This is a genomic window from Synechococcus lacustris str. Tous, assembly GCF_003011125.1.
GTDB lineage: Bacteria > Cyanobacteriota > Cyanobacteriia > PCC-6307 > Cyanobiaceae > Synechococcus_D > Synechococcus_D lacustris.
In genome coordinates, this window is sequence record NZ_PXVC01000017.1 from 39180 (window position 1) to 56310 (window position 17131).

Consider the following 17131-nt stretch of genomic DNA (forward strand, 5'->3'; position numbering starts at 1 on the left):
AGAGGCCTAAGGCAACACACCAATGAGCACAGTTCCAGCCATCCGCACTACAGCGCCATATATAGGCATGCTGATGTTATCGGCTTGTCTGGATTTATTTGGACTGCATAATCGCTTCCTGGTGGATCTGGAACTTGCCCACAAGGCTTCTTTTAGTGCGGTATCACCCTACCTGGGTATTCTCTCAGGGATGCTATGGATTACAGGCGCTGGCTTTTGGATTTACTTCATATTAAAAATTCTTCCTGCAATCATCGGCCGCACAAACCTAAACAGAAGGTTATTAAGAACAATTGGTTTGCTCGCAACCGTTCAGTTTCTTGACAATCTTTTGCTTATTTTTATAGACACCATGAATACAAGCATCAAGTCTTATCACTTGCTTATGGAGGGTATATTGCTATATTTTATGATCGGATTTATATTTGTATTTTGGTATTGGTTTTTCGACTACCCTTCCAGAAGCATAGGTTTATCCACAGATTTTCAGGCAAAGGTTAATCGCATATCTTTCCCCGAAGAAATGGGATCTTCAGTAAATAATTGGCAGCCTGGCCTGCTTGATTATTTTTTCTTGGCGATGGTGGCAGGCATCAACCTAGGTATTGCAGAGGGGCATTCTCTAATGGGTTCTCGCCTCAAGGTGGCCCATTTATTTCACACCCTGTGCATGAGCGCAATTTTTATCATTATCGTTGCTAGGGCAATCGACACAATGTTTTAATTAATGCCCGGTGCCGCGGAATATGATAACTTTAATCTAACTAACTACAACTAGTTCAACATTTGCGCAATCCAACCTAACTTTAATGAGCACCTCAGCCCGCCATTACAGCTATCACTACCGAGTGGATGAGCCACTGCTGCGCACCATTGCGGCCGAGATCCAGGCAGCCATACCCGGCGCTGAAGTGCGCCTGTTTGGTTCCCGCGCCTGCGGCACTGCCCGCCCCGATTCCGATCTAGATCTGCTGATAACAGTGCCGGATGCCTGGTTGGCCAACCATTCGCGTTTAAACGAAACGGATGCCTTGGGTTGGAAATTGGCCCATCACCGCCTGCCGATCGAGCTACTGCTTTACTCCGCAAGCGAAGTGGAGCATCGTCGTCATGGCGGGATCAATGTGATCGCCGAGGCCTTCCGCTATGGGCGACGGCTGGATCCGGCGGAGCCACTGCATGGCCCCGGCTGAAACCTCAACCGGCTTTCTGCGCATTGCACACCGCGATCTGCGTACCGCAATGGCCATGGCAGATTCATCACTTTTTGAAGAATCAACCTGGGGTTTTCATCTGCAACAAGCAATAGAAAAAGCTTTGAAGGCCTGGCTCCTGGTGCTCTCGCCTGAGCAACCACCTTTCAGTCACAACCTCAGGTTGTTGTTTTTGATGCTTCGCGACCAGGATGCCGCTGTTGAGCCATTCCTAGGACTCAGCCGCTTCACCCTCTTTGCTGTGGTGTGGCGATACGACGAAGACCCGGAGCTAGAACACCTCAATCGCACTGCCTGGAACCAACTCTGCACTGAACTACTTGCCCATGTGGACGAGTTAGCCAGCTACTCACAATAAATTCATTGGGATTAGAAGCTGTAGAAGCAAGTTTCTAACAATGTTTCTACTTATGCCCGGTGCCGGTTTCGAACCAGCGACATCCTGCTTGTAAGGCAGGCGCTCTACCGCTGAGCTAACCGGGCGATCCAACCATTGTGCCAAACCGTGGGACCCGTAACACTGAGGTAAGTGCCCCTTGATATGTGGCTACAGGCCGCCGCCACGATCAATTCACCAATTATCTCGCCCTGCCCTATGGCTTGATCTGCTTGCTGTGGCTGGGTTTAGCTGGTTTTTTAGTGGGTTCTTTTGCCTTTTGGTTTGGTGGCCTCTGGTTATCGCCAGATCTTGATACAAATTCCAGGCCAAGCCGCCGTTGGGGACCGCTGGCATGGCTATGGACGCCCTACAGAAAACTGGTGCGCCATCGAGGTTGGTTGTCCCACACGCCAATTCTTGGTAGTGCCTGCCGGCTGTTTTACCTGGCCAGCATGATCGCTTTGGCCTGCTGGTTGCTGCAGCCCTTAGGTGCCCCAGCCCCACAACATTTAGCGATCAAACTGCAACAGTGCTGGCTTCTTAAACGGGGCCTGTGCATTGCTGCCCTAGGGGGGCTAGAAGCAAGTGCCTGGCTGCACCTGATCCAAGATGGTGATCCATTGCCCTGGCGCCGGTAATTCCACCAACTAACCAAACAAATGGCCCTAGATGAATTAATTGCTGTAGTGGCGAAATTGCGGGATCCAGAAAGCGGTTGCCCTTGGGATCTAAAACAAACCCATGCTTCCCTAGCGCCCTATGCCCTGGAGGAAGCCCATGAACTGGCAGATGCGATCGAACACGGTGATAACAACGCCTTGATGGATGAATTGGGTGATCTATTGCTGCAGGTGGTGCTCCATGCCCAAATCGCTAAGGAGCGGGGTGCCTTTGATTTAGGGCAGGTGATTGAAACCATCAGCGCCAAGATGCAGCGCCGCCATCCCCATGTGTTTAACCCAGAGGGGCCGACCCGCAGCTGGGAAGAAATCAAGGCAGAGGAACGGGCAGCCCGCGGTGAAACCAATGGCGGTTTAAGCGCTCAACTACAACGCAAAGTGCGCGGCCAGCCAGCGATGGCCGCTGCGATGTTGATTTCTAAAAAAGCAGCCGCGGCCGGATTTGAATGGCCCGATCTCGATGGCGTGTGGGCAAAGGTAGAAGAGGAACTAGATGAGCTAAAAGAAGCTGTTGCCAGTGGCAATCGCGCCCACGCCCAGGAGGAATTGGGTGATGTATTTTTCACATTGATCAATCTGGCCCGCTGGTGTGAATTAGATCCAACTGCTGGCTTAAGTGGCACTAACCATCGCTTCCTTGATCGTTTCTCCCGGGTGGAAGCAGCCCTTGCTGGTGAACTTGAAGGCTGCTCAATCACTGAACTAGAAAAACTATGGCAACAGGCAAAAGCTCAAATCAAAGCAGAGCGTTGATCTTTAATCAAACTGCGTTGCTTTTTTGCCCGCAGGCGCCTTTCCACTGCAGCACGGCTGGGGCGAGTGGCACGCCTTGGTGGTGGAGGTGGTGCAATTGCTGCCCGCAATAATTCAACTAATCGCCCTATGGCTGCCTCACGGTTACGCAATTGGGAGCGATATTCAGAAGCAGTTATAACCACAACCCCATCTAGCAAATCAACGGCCAAGCGCTGCATTGCCCTTGCTTTTAAATGCCTTGGCATTGCTTCACTACGGGCAAGATCAAAGCTCAATTGCACCCTGGAATCAATTTTATTTACATTTTGGCCACCGGGCCCCGAAGACCTGGAAAAGCGCCAGCTGAGTTCAGCCGCTGGAATCACCAGATCCGGGCTGAGCCGTAAGCGATCGAGTTCCATGCCCGCATCTTGTAGAGCATCAATTAATGTTAGGGCTTGATGATGTAATTCCGCGTGCTTGCCGTCCTGTTGCCCCTGCTGCTTGGCCAAATAATACCAAGCGTTAAACAAACCCAATTTCTTAAGCCAGCCCAAAACCTGCGGGATTCAAGATATTGTGAAATTGTTCCAATCTTTCGCCGCGGCCTAAATTTTCAAATTCCAGTTTTTAATACCGCTGGCCTTAATGATTGCCCCGCCGATCTATGGGCACGTCAAAATGCAACAGAAATCGCCAAAAAATACAATGCATTCATGGTGAAATTAAATGGTCCACGCTATTGGACAATGGATTTCATCAAGGCAGAAAAAACAACTGAATCCGGCAGGGTAGTGGAATTTAATGGCCTGCAAATGCGAGAGCGGGCAACAATTAGCTTGAACCTAGTTGATATTATTAACCTCCAAAAGCCATACCAGGCCCACAGCGTTATGCGCAATACTGTTTTTGGTTATTTAAAAGGTAAAAAAGTATATGAATTAAGCTCGCCAACGGGAGAGGTGTTTCGGATGCAAAGCTATGCTCAGATCGTAGATCCCTCCCTTAATATCAACAACCTAGACTCCCTAGGCGATCGCTTAAAGCTTCCCCAAGGCTGGAAATACCAAGTTAAAATCCTAAACAAAGATTCAAAACTCAAAGCAGATGGCATTGCCTATGTGTTGCAGGATGATTTTCAAAACTCATACCAAAAGCAAACTAACTTGCCCTGATTCAATATCAAAGTAAGCTGGTTGGATTTTCAGCTTGCCACTTGTTTGCGCCTTGCGCAGCAATTCGCTGCGTTTCGGTAGCTGGGCTGCCGAATAACAAGCGTTGCTTTTTATCGCTTCAGTGAGGTTATTACCGGGCACAAATGAAGCCCGTATCGGTGTAACTAAATCCTCTAATAATGGCGTTAGCATTGCATCTGCCATGGCGGCAGTTACGGCACCACAACCGCTATGGCCCAGCACCATAATCAATGGCACATCCAGATTTGCCACCGCATATTCCAAGGAAGCAACACCTTCATTAAAGGCGGTATTACCGGCGCTGCGCACACCGAATAATTCACCATCACCTGTATTAAATAACCATTCCAACGGCACCCTTGAATCGGCGCAGGTGAGCACCGCCGCCCATGGCCTTTGGCCTTTTGCTAATGCCTGGGGTTTTATTTCGCAACCGCCATCGCCATAGGCCAGCTGCAGGGCCTGCATCCTTAAATCTGGGCTCTCTGCTTCCCCCGCTGCCGCCCAAGCCTTCATAAATCGCTGGTTGCCGGCAATTAATTGCTGCAGCGGTTTCAAGCTTGGTTTGCACACCTCAAGCTGAGCGCGTAGGTCACCATCAACAACCGCCGCCTGGGCTAACCCAGGCCAGCACTGGCCAAACCCCAAGGCCGCCCCTAAAAAGGCCGCCTTTTCCAATAGTTCCCTGCGGCTTGGTGCCATAGCTCACCTGACAAGTGCCCTGGCCAAAGGTTTAGCTGTATTAGTAACCAATGCAATCCCCCCATGCCCGAACCCGGCTGGATTGATGAAATATTTGATGGCGTGCGCTACGGCCTCGAGGGCACGGTGGTGGCAGAGGAGCAATCCGCCTTTCAACGGGTGTCGATCATTGAAAGCAAACGCTATGGCAAGGGCCTCTTGCTTGATGGCTGCTGGATGACAGCGGAAGGTCAAGAACGCCACTACCACGAATCCCTTGTGCATCCAGCCCTATGCGGCGCCGAAGCGATTGATCGGGTGCTGGTGATCGGTGGCGGTGATGGCGGTACCGCTAGGGAATGCCTGCGCCATGGAAGCGTTCAGGAGCTGCACATGGTGGAAATCGATGGCTTGGTGGTGGATTGGAGTAAGCAGCACCTGCCCAGCCTTGGCGGAGGTTGTTGGACAGATCCCCGCTTCCAGCTCAGCGTTGGTGATGGCATCGCCTGGGCCGCTGCTGCAGCTGATGCCAGCTACAACGTGGTGATCGTTGATGGTTCCGATCCAGCGGGCCCAGCCGAAGGCCTTTTCAACCGCGCCTTTTTTGAAAATTGCCGCCGCATCCTCAAACCAGGCGGTGTGTTTGCCACCCAAAGCGAATCACCGGAAGCCTTCCGCCAGGTGCACATCGACACAGTGAAACTGCTGCGGGAGGTATTTGGTTATGCCGATCCCATGTATGGCTGGGTGCCGATGTATCCAAGTGGCTGGTGGAGTTGGACCTTTGCCGCCACCGATGGGGCCCGCTACCGCCAAGTTCAAGCCGATCGCGCTGCTGCCATTGCCGCCGGCTGTGAAATCTGGAGCCCCCGCTGGCAGCGGGGCGCCTTTGATGCCATCCCAGCCTTCATGGAAAGGGCCTTAAACCAATGAGCGCGAGCTTCAGCCACGAATTATTTGAAACCGATGGCGCTATCTACATGGGCAGCCAGCGGGATCCAGCCGGCTGCCGCGTGGGCCTATTTGGCGTGCCCTACGACGGCACCACCTCCTTTCGCCCTGGCACCCGCTTTGGGCCTGCGGCGATCCGCGAAGTGAGCAGCGGCCTGGAAAGCTATTGCCCCCAGCTCGATCTGGATCTAGAGGATCTCGCCTTTGCCGATCTCGGCGCGCTGGATATCCCCTTCGGCGCACCGGAGCCGGTGGTGATGGCGGTGCAACGGGCCACGGAGGCGGTGCTTGCCCTAGGGCTTAAACCACTAATGCTGGGCGGCGAACATTCGATCAGTTCTGGCGCCGTGGCGGCGGTGGCGGCGCAGCACCCCGATCTGGTGCTGGTGCAGCTTGATGCCCATGCCGACCTGCGCCACGAATGGCTTGGCGCCAAGCACAGCCACGCCTGCGCCATGCGCCGCTGCCTGGAGGTGCTGCCCAGCCAGCAATTGCTCCAGATCGCCATCCGCAGTGGCACCCGCGAGGAGTTCAGCGAGCTGCGTGCAACGGGCCGACTGGTGGCAATCGAGCAGCTGGTGCAAACCCTGCAGCCCCTCAGGGGCAAGCCGATCTACCTCACCGTGGATTTGGATTGGTTTGATCCAGCGGTGCTGCCCGGCACCGGTACCCCTGAACCGGGGGGATTTATGTGGAACCATTTTGCCGAGCTCATAACTGAGCTAAGCCAGCACAACCTTGTTGCCGCCGACGTGGTGGAACTGGCACCGATGCTTGATCCCAGTGGCGTGAGCAGCGTGCTAGCGGCAAAAGTTGTACGCAGCTTGTTATTAAGCCTCGGAAATTACTAATTAATTTCAACTAATGGCAGCTGGTGGCTGTCGTTTGGGATAACACCCACCCGGTGGGTTGGGTGCAAAAGCGGTAGTTCCGGCGCTTTTGCAGTCCAGTGGTGGCAGCTGAGGTCGGCGGTGAGTTCAGGGTGCAACGGCACCTGCCGCAGGGCACACCAAGACAACCCACCAGCTGGTTGGCAATGTTTACAACTGCGGCAGCTGCTGCGGCCAGCCATGGCATCTATTTAGGCGGTTCAACCTAGGGAGGATGCATCCAGTAGCAAAGTTTGGGCACTTAATTGCAGGTTTCCTGCGGAAATGCGAATCAAAGCGCAGCAATTGCAGGGGCCAGGGCAGCAGAATCCATGCAACTAAATCCAGCCGATGCATCGCACCCCCCTCCATGAGTTGTGTTGCGCTGCTGGCGGCCGAATGGTGCCCTTTGCCGGCTGGGAGATGGCCGTGCAATTTGGCGGGGTAATCGCCGAACACAAGGCCGTACGCCAAAGCTGCGGCATGTTTGATATCTCCCACATGGGGTTTTTAAAACTCGAAGGGCCCGGCGCTAAAGACAAATTGCAAGGGCTCGTGCCCTCTGATCTGCAGCGGATTGGCCCTGGGGAAGCCGCCTACACCGTTCTCCTAAATGAAGCGGGCGGCATCATCGACGACCTGATCATCTACGACAACGGTGTGGTGGCTGGTGTTGATCAGCTCTATGCCGTAATTAATGCCGCCTGCGCCGATGCTGATACGGCCTGGCTTGAGCAGCATCTGCTGGCTGCTGGCATCGAAATCAGCAACCACAAAGCTGGTGGCATTTTGCTGGCCCTGCAGGGCCCTGAGGCCGCCGAAAGGCTGGAGCAGCTCTCGGGTGAAGATCTCTCAGGGCTGCCCAGATTTGGCCATCGCCAATTGCAGATCAATGGTTCAGCGGTATTTGCAGGCCGCACTGGCTACACCGGGGAGGATGGCTTTGAGCTGCTGCTGAGCGCCCCAGCGGGCCAAGCCCTCTGGCAACAATTGCTGGAGGCTGGCGTTACCCCCTGCGGCCTTGGTGCCCGCGACAGCCTGCGCCTAGAGGCAGCCATGCATCTCTATGGCAGTGACATGAACAGCACCACAAGCCCCCTTGAAGCCAGCCTTGGCTGGTTGGTGCATTTGGAGATGCCGATTGATTTCATCGGTAGGGAAGTTTTGGAGCAACAAACCAATCAAGGCGTTGCGCAACGCTTGGTGGGGCTGCAACTAAATGGCAGGGCCATCGCCCGCCACGGCTATCCAGTGCTGCACAACTCTGAGGTGGTGGGGGAAATCACAAGCGGCAGCTGGGCACCAAGCCTGGAGCTACCGATAGCTCTGGCCTATGTGCCAACGGCCTTAGCCAAGCTGGGCACTGAATTAAGCGTTGATATCCGCGGCCGCCAGGAACCGGCCCAGGTGGTGAAACGCCCCTTCTATCGCCGCAGCTGAACCGCCTGCATGGGATCATCCGATTCGCTGAACAACCGCCATGCGCAGCCACTCCTGCGGCGACCTGCGCACCAACGCCATCAACACCAAGGTGCTGCTCTGCGGCTGGGTTGATCGCCGCCGCGACCATGGCGGGGTGATCTTTATCGACCTGCGCGACCGCAGCGGCACCGTGCAGATCACCGTGGATCCCGATCTGGGTCCAGAAGCATTTGCGGTGGCAGAGCATCTGCGCTCTGAAACCGTATTGCAGGTGGAGGGCTGCGTGCGGGCTCGGCCAGCTGCTTCCTTGAATGAACGGCTGGCTACCGGGGCAGTGGAAGTGCTTGCCCAACAGCTCACGGTGCTCAACGCCCCCAGCCGGCCCCTGCCATTTCCAGTGTCGGTGCACGATGAAGAAAATACCCGCGAGGAACTACGGCTGCGTTATCGCTACCTGGATCTGCGCCGCGAAAGGATGCGGCGCAACCTCACCCTGCGCCATAAAACAATCCAAACCGCCCGTCAATTCCTGGAAGCTGAGGGTTTTATCGAGGTGGAAACACCGGTGCTAACCCGTTCCACCCCTGAGGGTGCCCGCGATTACCTAGTGCCATCACGGGTATGTGGTGGGGAATGGTTTGCTTTACCCCAATCACCGCAACTGTTTAAACAACTGCTGATGGTGGGTGGCCTCGAGCGCTACTACCAAGTGGCCCGCTGTTTTCGGGATGAAGATCTCAGGGCCGACCGTCAACCGGAATTCACCCAGTTGGATCTGGAGATGAGCTTCCTGGGTCAAGAGCAAATTCTTGATTTGAATGAACGCTTGATCGCTGCGATTTGGCAGGTGGTGAAGGGGGTGACCTTGCCATTGCCACTGCCGAGGCTCACCTGGCATGAAGCGATGGAGCGCTACGGCTGCGACCGCCCCGACACCCGCTACGGCATGGAGCTGGTGAATGTGAGTGATCTGGTGGCAACCATGGGCTTCAAGGTATTTAGCGGTGCTGTGGCTGCAGGGGGCAGCGTGAAATGCATTGCCGTTGCTGGTGGCAATGAGGCGGTGAGCAATGTGCGGATCAAACCCGGTGGTGATGTGTTTTCAGAGGCGCAAAAAGCAGGGGCCGGAGGCCTTGCCTTTATTCGCGTTAGGGAAGGGGGTGAAATCGACACGATCGGCGCGATCAAAGACAACCTCACAGAAACTGCCAAAGCGGAGCTGCTCAAGCGCACTGGCGCCACCCCTGGCACCCTCTTGCTGTTTGGTGCCGGCGACACGGCAACGGTGAATAAAGCCCTGGATCGGGTGCGCCAATACCTGGCAAAGGAGTTGGGGCTCATACCCGAGGGGGCCTGGAATTTCCTTTGGGTGGTTGATTTCCCGATGTTTGAGCGCAACAGCGAAGAAAATCGGCTTGAGGCGCTCCATCACCCCTTCTGTGCGCCAAACCCTGAGGACGCCCACGATCTGGCCACCGCCAGGGCCCAGGCCTACGACCTAGTGCTCAATGGCCTCGAATTGGGTGGCGGCTCTCTGCGCATCCATAAAGCTGAATTGCAAAGGCAGGTGCTCCACACCATTGGCCTCGAGCCTGAGGAAGCGGAAAAGCAATTTGGCTTTTTGCTTGAAGCCTTGGAGCTGGGTGCACCACCCCATGGCGGCATCGCCTTTGGGGTAGACCGCATGGTGATGCTGTTGGCGGGTGAAGAATCAATCCGCGACACGATTGCATTTCCAAAAACCCAACAGGCCCGTTGCCTGCTCACCGGCGCCCCAGGTGCAGCCAGCACGGCCCAATTAGCGGAATTGAACGTGGCCAGCACCTGGGTAGAACCGGAAGATAACTAACGCAAAGTTTTTCGCTGCCGCCGAATTTGTTCAGGCTGAAAGTGGCGATGGTTGAAGGGTTGCTAGAGCGAGAGCGTCAACACAGCAGATCGCGCCGTTCCACGGCTGATTTGGTGCGCCTCTACCTGCAAGACATTGGCCGGGTGGATCTACTTAGCCAGGAGGAGGAACTCACCCTGGCCCGACTGGTGCAAAGGCGTGAACTACTGCTGCGCCAACGCCAGCAGCTGGCCAGTGGCAACCCCCGCCTAGCCCGGCTTGATCATTTGGATGAACAACGCCAAAGGGAGGCGTCACGCCTGGGCCATCAACCCTCCCAAGGGCAATGGGCGCAGGCCTGCCAGCTAAATCTGGCCGCCCTGCGCCAGGCCTTACAGGAAGGCAATCAAGCCTGGGCGGAACAGCTAGGCATCAGCAGCAGCGAATTGCAACAGCAACTCCACCGCGGCCGCAGGGCAAAGGAACGGATGATCCAAGCCAATTTGCGCTTGGTGGTAGCCGTTGCCAAAAAATATCAAAACCGCGGCATGGAACTGCTGGATTTAGTGCAGGAGGGAACTCTGGGTTTAGAGCGGGGGGTGGAGAAATTTGATCCCAGCCGGGGTTTTCGCTTTAGCACCTATGTGTATTGGTGGATTCGCCAGGGAATTACCAGGGCGATTGCCACCCAAAGCCGCACGATTCGCTTGCCGGTGCACATCACCGAAAAATTAAATCGGATCAAAAAAGCCCAACAACTGATCGCCGCGCGCCATGGCCGCAGCGCCAGCCTTAAGGATCTCAGCCTTGAGCTAAATCTGCCTGAGGCTGTGATCCGCGAAACGCTACAGAAGCTGCCCCATGCCGTTTCCCTCGATAGCCGCGTGGGCGGCAGCCAAGAAACGCAATTGGGGGAGCTGCTGGAGGATCCAATGCCCACGCCAGAGCAGCTGCTAAGCCGTGAAAAATTGCACGACGATCTGGAGGCACTGCTAGATCAATTGAGCGGCAAGGAAGCGCGGGTGATCCGTTTGCGGTTTGGCTTGGATAACGATTCACCCCAAACCCTGGCTGAAATCGGCAAAAATCTGCAGCTATCGCGGGAACGGGTGCGTCAAATCGAAACGATTGCCCTGCATAAGCTGCGCCTGCCCGAGGCGCGCCTCAAGGTAAAAGACTACCTAGAAGACCTGGCTTGATTCATGATGAATATTGCAAGTGCATCCGCCTAAAGCCATGGCCCACCTAGCGCCCCCCATCGATATCGGTATCCCCGCCAACCAACGCCAGGAAATCGCCGAAGGCCTTGGGCGTCTGCTGGCCGACAGCTATGTGCTCTACCTAAAAACCCATGGCTTCCATTGGAACGTAACCGGCCCAATGTTCAGCTCGCTGCACGCCATGTTCATGGAGCAATACACCGAACTCTGGACTGCCCTTGATGAAATCGCTGAACGAATCCGCGCCTTAGGCCATCTGGCACCCATGGGCGGCCGCCGCTACGCGGAGCTTTCCAGCATTGAAGAAACCCAGCAGGCCCCCGAGGCCCTGGCGATGGTTACTGAATTGGTGAAGGGCCATGAGGCGGTAGCCCGCACCGCCCGGGGCCTCTTACCCCTGGCGGAAGCAGCGGAAGACGGCCCCACCGCCGATCTGCTCAATGCCCGTCTCCAAATTCACGAAAAAACAGCCTGGATGTTGCGCAGCATCCTCGAGGGCTGATTTACTTATTCGTACGTTACCGCCGGTTTTATGGCCAAATTTGTATTTGTAACCGGCGGCGTGGTGTCGAGTATTGGTAAAGGAATTGTGGCAGCCAGCCTGGGCAGGCTGCTCAAAAGCCGTGGTTATAGCGTTTCAATCCTCAAATTAGATCCCTACCTAAACGTGGATCCGGGCACGATGAGCCCCTATCAACACGGAGAGGTATTTGTTACTGAAGATGGAGCTGAAACAGATCTTGATTTAGGCCACTACGAACGCTTCACCGACACAGCAATGTCGCGTTTAAATAGTGTTACCACAGGCTCCATATATCAAGCTGTAATCAATAAAGAACGCCGGGGTGATTATAACGGCGGCACCGTTCAGGTCATCCCGCATATCACCGGTGAGATCCGCGAACGCATCCATCGAGTGGCGGCAAATAGCAATGCCGATGTGGTGATCACTGAAATTGGCGGCACGGTGGGTGACATTGAATCCCTACCATTTTTAGAAGCAATACGTGAATTTCGCAGTGAGGTTGGCCGCCACGATCTTGCCTATGTTCATGTTACTTTAATGCCCTATATAGGTGTTTCTGGAGAATTAAAAACAAAGCCCACCCAGCACTCTGTTAAGGAACTGCGCTCAATCGGCATCCAACCGGATGTGTTGGTTTGCCGCAGCGATCGGCCTATCAATAATGAACTTAAAACTAAAATCGGTGGCTTTTGTGGTGTGTCAACTAAAGCGGTGGTGCAATCCCTTGATGCGGATAGCATTTATGCGGTGCCAATCGCCCTGGAGAAGGAGGGTCTATGCCGCCAAGTATTGGAAGTTTTAAACCTCCAAGACCATGAAAGTGACATGGCTAACTGGGAGGAATTAGTGCGTAAATTACGCAACCCAGGCCCTGCGGTGAAGGTGGCACTTGTGGGCAAATACGTGCAATTAAATGATGCTTATTTATCGGTGGTAGAAGCCCTGCGCCACGCCTGTTTAGATGCGGATTGCGGCCTTGATTTGAATTGGATTAATGCCGAACGCCTTGAGCAAGAGGGGGCTGAAAAGTTGTTGCGCGGCATGGATGCAGTGGTGGTGCCAGGCGGTTTTGGCAACCGTGGCGTTGATGGCAAGATCGCTTCTATTCGTTGGGCGCGGGAACAGCGGGTGCCATTCCTTGGCCTATGCCTTGGCATGCAAACGGCAGTGATTGAATGGGCCCGCAACAGCGCTGGTTTAGTGGATGCCACCAGTGCTGAATTGGAACCGGCTAGCACACATCCAGTAATTCACCTATTGCCAGAGCAGCAAGATGTGGTGGATTTAGGTGGCACGATGCGGCTTGGGGTTTATCCCTGCCGCCTGGTGGCAGGCAGCAAGGGCCACAAACTTTATGGAGAGGAAGTTGTATATGAACGCCATCGCCATCGCTATGAATTTAATAATGCCTACCGCAGTTTATTTTTGGAATCCGGCTATGAAATAAGCGGCATGTCCCCCGATGGTCGCCTGGTGGAATTAATTGAATTAAAAAATCATCCCTTCTTTTTAGCTTGTCAATATCATCCCGAATTCCTATCTCGGCCAGGTAAACCCCATCCCTTATTTCGCGGTTTGATCGAAGCGGCCAGGGAGCGGCTACCGCAAAGCCCCCGCGAAGCGATCAGCCAGCACCAGTGATTGCAAATCCTGGCCTGCTGCCAGTGGTGGAAACCTTCCATTCCCTCCAGGGGGAGGGAATTCATGGGGGCCGCAGTGCATTTTTCATCCGTTTAGCTGGTTGCAACGTGGCCTGCAGCTGGTGCGACACCAAACACTCCTGGCCCAGCGAGGCGCACCCCCAACGCCCGGCAGAACACCTGGCGGCCGAGGCGCAGAGCGCCGCCCAAGCCGGCGCCGCCTTTGTGGTGATCACCGGTGGCGAACCACTGCATCACAACCTCGATTGTTTATGCACTTCCCTCAAACCCGTGGGACTGCCCATTCATCTAGAAACCAGCGGTGTGGATCAATTAAGCGGCTGCTTTGATTGGATTTGTTTATCACCAAAACGCCACCGCCCGCCAAGCCAAGCATTACTAACTGCCTGCAATGAATTGAAAGTAGTGGTGCATGAAGCGGCAGACCTTGAATTTGCAGTAGCCATGGCTGCGGCAGCCAACAGGGGCAAAAACAAGCCGGTTTTAATGCTGCAGCCGGGGGCTGATAGCAAAGCCGGCAGCAGCATCGCAATCAATTATGTGATGGCCCATCCCGCCTGGCGCCTCAGCTTGCAAACCCACAAATGGCTAGGGGTGCGTTAACGGATTTGGGCTGGCTGGCTGTTTGTTTCCGCTTTCCAGAGGCGATAACGCACCTGGAAACCATCAGGTGCATAAATCACAATCGGCACACTTGCATTGAATGGCAACACGAATGGATTGCCTCCTAGGGGTACAAATTGCTTGCTAAGCCCTTGGCTGGGGCAGGCTTTTTTTGTAGATAACATCGCTCCCAATTGTTCAGCGCGATACACGGTGTAGCCAAAACCTGGCAGCACTTCTGAACGCAACCTGCCGGTAAAACGATGCAGGTTGCAATCCAGTTCCAATTCCTTACCCACCAGCAACTGCACCCGCCAATCGCTTGGATTATTTGAAATACTTGGGTTAGTAGGGGGTTTTAAAAGGGGGTTCAACTGGATCACCCAACGCTTTTCACCGGCCACGGCTTCGGGATAGGGCTTCAGATCAAGTAATGGAATTGCCCCTGCCGGCATAGCAACTGCTGAACAAAAAATCGCTGAACAAATCAGCCCTGAAATACTGCGCACAGCTATTCGATTAAACTCAACCCATCCTGGCCCCCCCATGCACCCTGCACCACCAACTGCCGTTGCCCTTCTTTCCGGGGGGCTTGATTCCGCCACCGCAGCGGCCATTGCCATAGAAGCGGGCTATCGATTGATTGGTTTGTCTTTTAACTACGGCCAGCGCCATCAACGGGAATTAGCAGCAGCAGCCCTGTTAGCTCGCCATTTCAACTTCAGTGAGCACCACACCATCAACGTAAACCTGGCGGCCTGGGGTGGCTCATCCCTAACCGATCTACAGCAAACAATTCCCAGCGCTGGAGTGCTGCCAGGCGTTATTCCAAATACCTATGTGCCAGGTAGAAACACGGTGTTTATTGCCATGGCCCTAAGCCTGGCCGAGGCCCGCGGCGCCGAGCGGCTGGTGCTGGGCGTGAATGCGGTGGACTATTCCGGCTACCCCGATTGTCGGCCCGAATACCTAACGGCCTTCCAAAAATTGGCTGATCTAGCCAGTAAAAGTGGCCTTGAGGGCCATGGCGCCCAACTTTGGGCACCCCTAGTGCAATGGAGCAAAACCGAAATCGTGGCGGAAGCCCTAAGGCTTCAGGTGCCTATCGCTGATACCTGGAGTTGTTATGCCGGCGGCGTTAAACCCTGTGGTGTGTGTGACAGCTGCCGGATTCGCGATGCTGCCCTAAGGGATGCGGGCAGGCCCGATCTTGCAAGTCGATGACACAACTTCCCTGGTGGGATCCCAGTTGCCTTGCAACCGCCATGGCCCGCCATTTTGGCGAGGAGGGCCTGGTGTGGCTTGATGGTGATGGCAGCCAATTGGGCCAACGGGCGCTGTTGGCGGCGGCACCGCAAAGGCAATTGCGCTGTTGTGGTTTACCAGGCCAGCCCGGCAGTGCCGATCCCTTTGAAGCCCTTGAGGAAATCCAACAAAACCGAAACGGCATCTGGTTGGGCTGGCTTGCCTATGAAGCCGGCGCTTGGATGGAACCTGGCCGCCACTGGCAAAAGCCAGATATGGCAACCCTTTGGGCCGGCTGTTATGGCGTTGTGGTGCAACTTGATCTGCAACACCAACAGCTCTGGCTAAGCGGTGAAGGGCCCCAACGCCAGGCCCTTGAGGCTTTAATTCGCTCCGGCCCTGACCTATCGGAGGCTGCCGTTGCTCAAATGGGGGTTGCCATTGATCAATGGCATTGGCATACAACCATCAGCGAATTTGAGCGTCAAGTGGCAACCGTGCAGGCCTGGATCGGTGCCGGTGATTTATTTCAAGCAAATCTCACCGCCTGCGCTGAGCACAACCTCACCGTTAAAAGCGGTGCCCTCCAGCTATATCAACGCTTACGCCGCCGATGTCCCGCCCCCTTTGGCGGGGTGATGGTGGCCAGCAACGCTGAGGCGGTATTAAGTGCCTCACCGGAACGTTTTCTCAGTTGTGATGCAGCTGGCAATGTGGAAACCAGGCCGATTAAAGGCACCAGGCCCCGCCACCAAGATCCCGATTTGGATGCAGCGGCAGCAGCTGAATTAGTTAGCAGCCCTAAAGACCGAGCCGAAAATGTGATGATCGTTGATCTGTTGCGCAACGACCTCGGCCGGGTATGCACAACGGGCAGCATTGAGGTGCCGCAACTGGTGGGCTTGGAGAGCTATGCCCAGGTGCATCACCTCACCTCGGTGGTGAGCGGCAAGCTGCGGCCTGATCAAAACCCAGTGGCCCTATTGCGGGCCTGCTGGCCAGGTGGTTCGATAACTGGCGCACCCAAAATCAGTGCCTGCAGCCACCTAAATCAATTGGAACCGGTAGCCAGGGGCCCCTACTGCGGCAGTTTTTTTCGGTTTAACGTTGATGGCAGTTTTGATAGCAACCTATTAATCCGTAGCGTGATGTTGCGTGATAAACGCTTAAGAATCCATGGCGGTTGCGGCATCGTGGCCGATTCCAATCCGGAGCAGGAGGCTGCTGAACTGGGTTGGAAAATACAGCCACTGCTGGCGGCCCTCAGCTAGTGCAAGCCATCGCCTGGATAAACAATCAATGGGGCGATCCCCAAAACCTGGGCATCTGCCTGAGTGATCGGGGCCTGCGGCTGGCTGAGGGAGTATTTGAAACGCTGCTGATTCAGGCAGGCACAGCCCAACTATTAGATCAACATTTAGAGCGTTGGCGCAGGGGTGCCCAAACAATCGGCCTACCCCAACCACCTGATCGGGCCTGGCTCACAAACTGGCTTGCGGAAGCAATCAGGCGCAGCGGCATCGTTGCTGGGGCCCTACGGCTCAATTGGAGCCAAGGCGATGGCGGCGGCAGGGGTTTGGGCTTAGCAGAGAACGATGCAACGGGGCGTTTTTGGGCCACATTGCATGCCCATGAACCAAGTTTTCAACTACAGAGCACCATGGTGAGCACTCGCGTGCAACGTTGGGCAGATAGTTCATTGCGCCATTGCAAAACCTTTGCCTACGGGGAAATGGCCCTTGCCAAAAGGGAAGCAAACCAAGCCGGATATCACGATGCCCTGCTGTTGAGCAGTGCCGGCGGCCTCTGCTGTGGCAGCAGCGCCAACCTTTTAGTGCAACGGGATGGCAGATGGCTAACACCACCACTGGCTAGCGGCTGCCTACCTGGGGTAATGCGAGGGGAGGCCATAGGTCGAGGA

At 55.1% G+C, this 17131-nt stretch carries 21 protein-coding genes and 1 tRNA gene; 17 read left to right on the top strand and 5 right to left on the bottom strand.

The features are described 5' to 3' along the window. Positions 1 to 22: 22 nt before the first annotated feature. The 3 genes from C7K08_RS05630 to C7K08_RS05640 all read left to right on the top strand — a co-directional run bounded on the left by C7K08_RS05630 (position 23) and on the right by C7K08_RS05640 (position 1572). Complete coding sequence (locus C7K08_RS05630) at positions 23 to 724, top strand: hypothetical protein (protein WP_106499664.1); 702 nt, start codon at positions 23 to 25, stop codon at positions 722 to 724. Positions 725 to 809: 85 nt separating this feature from the next. Next, complete coding sequence (locus tag C7K08_RS05635) at positions 810 to 1193, top strand: nucleotidyltransferase domain-containing protein (RefSeq protein WP_106499665.1); 384 nt, start codon at positions 810 to 812, stop codon at positions 1191 to 1193. After that, positions 1180 to 1572: a HEPN domain-containing protein gene (locus tag C7K08_RS05640; protein WP_241537080.1), complete on the top strand. Its 393-nt coding sequence runs from the start codon at positions 1180 to 1182 to the stop codon at positions 1570 to 1572. The genes C7K08_RS05635 and C7K08_RS05640 overlap by 14 nt, the downstream gene beginning before the upstream one ends. Positions 1573 to 1625: 53 nt before the next feature. On the opposite strand, the gene C7K08_RS05645 is transcribed toward C7K08_RS05640, so the two are convergent. After that, positions 1626 to 1697 (bottom strand) — tRNA-Val (locus C7K08_RS05645). A gap of 60 nt (positions 1698 to 1757) precedes the next feature. On the opposite strand from C7K08_RS05645, the gene C7K08_RS05650 reads away from it, so the two are divergent. Both C7K08_RS05650 and mazG read left to right on the top strand, forming a co-directional pair. Further along, the gene (locus tag C7K08_RS05650) at positions 1758 to 2231 is read left to right on the top strand and encodes a metal-binding protein (protein WP_106499667.1); all 474 of its coding nucleotides are present in this window, start codon (positions 1758 to 1760) and stop codon (positions 2229 to 2231) included. A 21-nt stretch (positions 2232 to 2252) separates the two neighbouring features. Beyond that, positions 2253 to 3026: a nucleoside triphosphate pyrophosphohydrolase gene (gene mazG, locus C7K08_RS05655; RefSeq protein ID WP_106499668.1), complete on the top strand. Its 774-nt coding sequence runs from the start codon at positions 2253 to 2255 to the stop codon at positions 3024 to 3026. Here mazG and arfB read toward each other — a convergent pair. Continuing rightward, positions 3005 to 3430 (bottom strand): alternative ribosome rescue aminoacyl-tRNA hydrolase ArfB, encoded by a 426-nt coding sequence (gene arfB, locus C7K08_RS05660; RefSeq protein WP_106499669.1) that lies wholly within the window; start codon positions 3428 to 3430, stop codon positions 3005 to 3007. The genes mazG and arfB overlap by 22 nt on opposite strands. Positions 3431 to 3484: 54 nt before the next feature. On the opposite strand from arfB, the gene C7K08_RS05665 reads away from it, so the two are divergent. After that, on the top strand, positions 3485 to 4183 hold the full coding sequence (locus tag C7K08_RS05665; RefSeq protein WP_133165162.1) for a hypothetical protein: 699 nt from the start codon (positions 3485 to 3487) through the stop codon (positions 4181 to 4183). Here C7K08_RS05665 and C7K08_RS05670 read toward each other — a convergent pair. Next, positions 4154 to 4906, bottom strand: a complete 753-nt coding sequence (locus tag C7K08_RS05670; RefSeq protein WP_106499671.1) for a carbonic anhydrase — start codon at positions 4904 to 4906, stop codon at positions 4154 to 4156. The genes C7K08_RS05665 and C7K08_RS05670 overlap by 30 nt on opposite strands. A 63-nt stretch (positions 4907 to 4969) precedes the next feature. On the opposite strand from C7K08_RS05670, the gene speE reads away from it, so the two are divergent. After that, positions 4970 to 5818 carry a polyamine aminopropyltransferase gene (speE, locus tag C7K08_RS05675; RefSeq protein WP_106499672.1) on the top strand — a complete coding sequence of 283 codons (849 nt, stop codon included), beginning with the start codon at positions 4970 to 4972 and terminating at the stop codon, positions 5816 to 5818. Continuing rightward, on the top strand, positions 5815 to 6687 hold the full coding sequence (speB, locus tag C7K08_RS05680) for an agmatinase (RefSeq protein WP_106499673.1): 873 nt from the start codon (positions 5815 to 5817) through the stop codon (positions 6685 to 6687). Before speE ends, speB begins: the two co-directional genes overlap by 4 nt. On the opposite strand, the gene C7K08_RS15860 is transcribed toward speB, so the two are convergent. After that, entirely contained in the window at positions 6684 to 6908 is a 225-nt protein-coding gene (locus C7K08_RS15860) for a hypothetical protein (RefSeq protein ID WP_106499674.1), read from the bottom strand. The genes speB and C7K08_RS15860 overlap by 4 nt on opposite strands. Positions 6909 to 7056: 148 nt before the next feature. Between C7K08_RS15860 and gcvT the strand changes: the two genes are divergently transcribed. From gcvT to C7K08_RS05715, 6 genes are read left to right on the top strand one after another with little or no spacing between them, the layout of a single operon-like run. Beyond that, on the top strand, positions 7057 to 8145 hold the full coding sequence (gcvT, locus tag C7K08_RS05690) for a glycine cleavage system aminomethyltransferase GcvT (RefSeq protein ID WP_106499675.1): 1089 nt from the start codon (positions 7057 to 7059) through the stop codon (positions 8143 to 8145). 40 nt (positions 8146 to 8185) lie between these two features. After that, on the top strand, positions 8186 to 9976 hold the full coding sequence (aspS, locus tag C7K08_RS05695) for an aspartate--tRNA ligase (protein WP_106499676.1): 1791 nt from the start codon (positions 8186 to 8188) through the stop codon (positions 9974 to 9976). Positions 9977 to 10023: 47 nt separating this feature from the next. After that, the gene (locus C7K08_RS05700) at positions 10024 to 11154 is read left to right on the top strand and encodes a sigma-70 family RNA polymerase sigma factor (protein WP_106499677.1); all 1131 of its coding nucleotides are present in this window, start codon (positions 10024 to 10026) and stop codon (positions 11152 to 11154) included. A 37-nt stretch (positions 11155 to 11191) separates the two neighbouring features. Then, positions 11192 to 11677, top strand: coding sequence for a Dps family protein (locus C7K08_RS05705; RefSeq protein WP_106499706.1), 486 nt, complete (start codon positions 11192 to 11194; stop codon positions 11675 to 11677). A gap of 30 nt (positions 11678 to 11707) precedes the next feature. Further along, the gene (locus C7K08_RS05710) at positions 11708 to 13342 is read left to right on the top strand and encodes a CTP synthase (protein ID WP_106499678.1); all 1635 of its coding nucleotides are present in this window, start codon (positions 11708 to 11710) and stop codon (positions 13340 to 13342) included. After that, positions 13339 to 13965, top strand: a complete 627-nt coding sequence (locus C7K08_RS05715; protein WP_423218683.1) for a 7-carboxy-7-deazaguanine synthase QueE — start codon at positions 13339 to 13341, stop codon at positions 13963 to 13965. Before C7K08_RS05710 ends, C7K08_RS05715 begins: the two co-directional genes overlap by 4 nt. On the opposite strand, the gene C7K08_RS05720 is transcribed toward C7K08_RS05715, so the two are convergent. After that, a complete protein-coding gene (locus C7K08_RS05720; RefSeq protein WP_161955822.1) occupies positions 13962 to 14420 on the bottom strand; it encodes an ecotin family protein in 459 nt (152 codons plus the stop codon). The genes C7K08_RS05715 and C7K08_RS05720 overlap by 4 nt on opposite strands. Before the next feature lie 91 nt (positions 14421 to 14511). On the opposite strand from C7K08_RS05720, the gene queC reads away from it, so the two are divergent. From queC to C7K08_RS05735, 3 genes are all read left to right on the top strand, one after another. Beyond that, the gene (gene queC / locus C7K08_RS05725; RefSeq protein WP_106499680.1) at positions 14512 to 15189 is read left to right on the top strand and encodes a 7-cyano-7-deazaguanine synthase QueC; all 678 of its coding nucleotides are present in this window, start codon (positions 14512 to 14514) and stop codon (positions 15187 to 15189) included. Further along, positions 15186 to 16481: an anthranilate synthase component I family protein gene (locus C7K08_RS05730; protein ID WP_106499681.1), complete on the top strand. Its 1296-nt coding sequence runs from the start codon at positions 15186 to 15188 to the stop codon at positions 16479 to 16481. The genes queC and C7K08_RS05730 overlap by 4 nt, the downstream gene beginning before the upstream one ends. Further along, a partial coding sequence (locus C7K08_RS05735; RefSeq protein ID WP_241537081.1) for an aminotransferase class IV occupies positions 16445 to 17131 on the top strand: 687 nt, incomplete at its 3' end. The genes C7K08_RS05730 and C7K08_RS05735, both read left to right, overlap by 37 nt.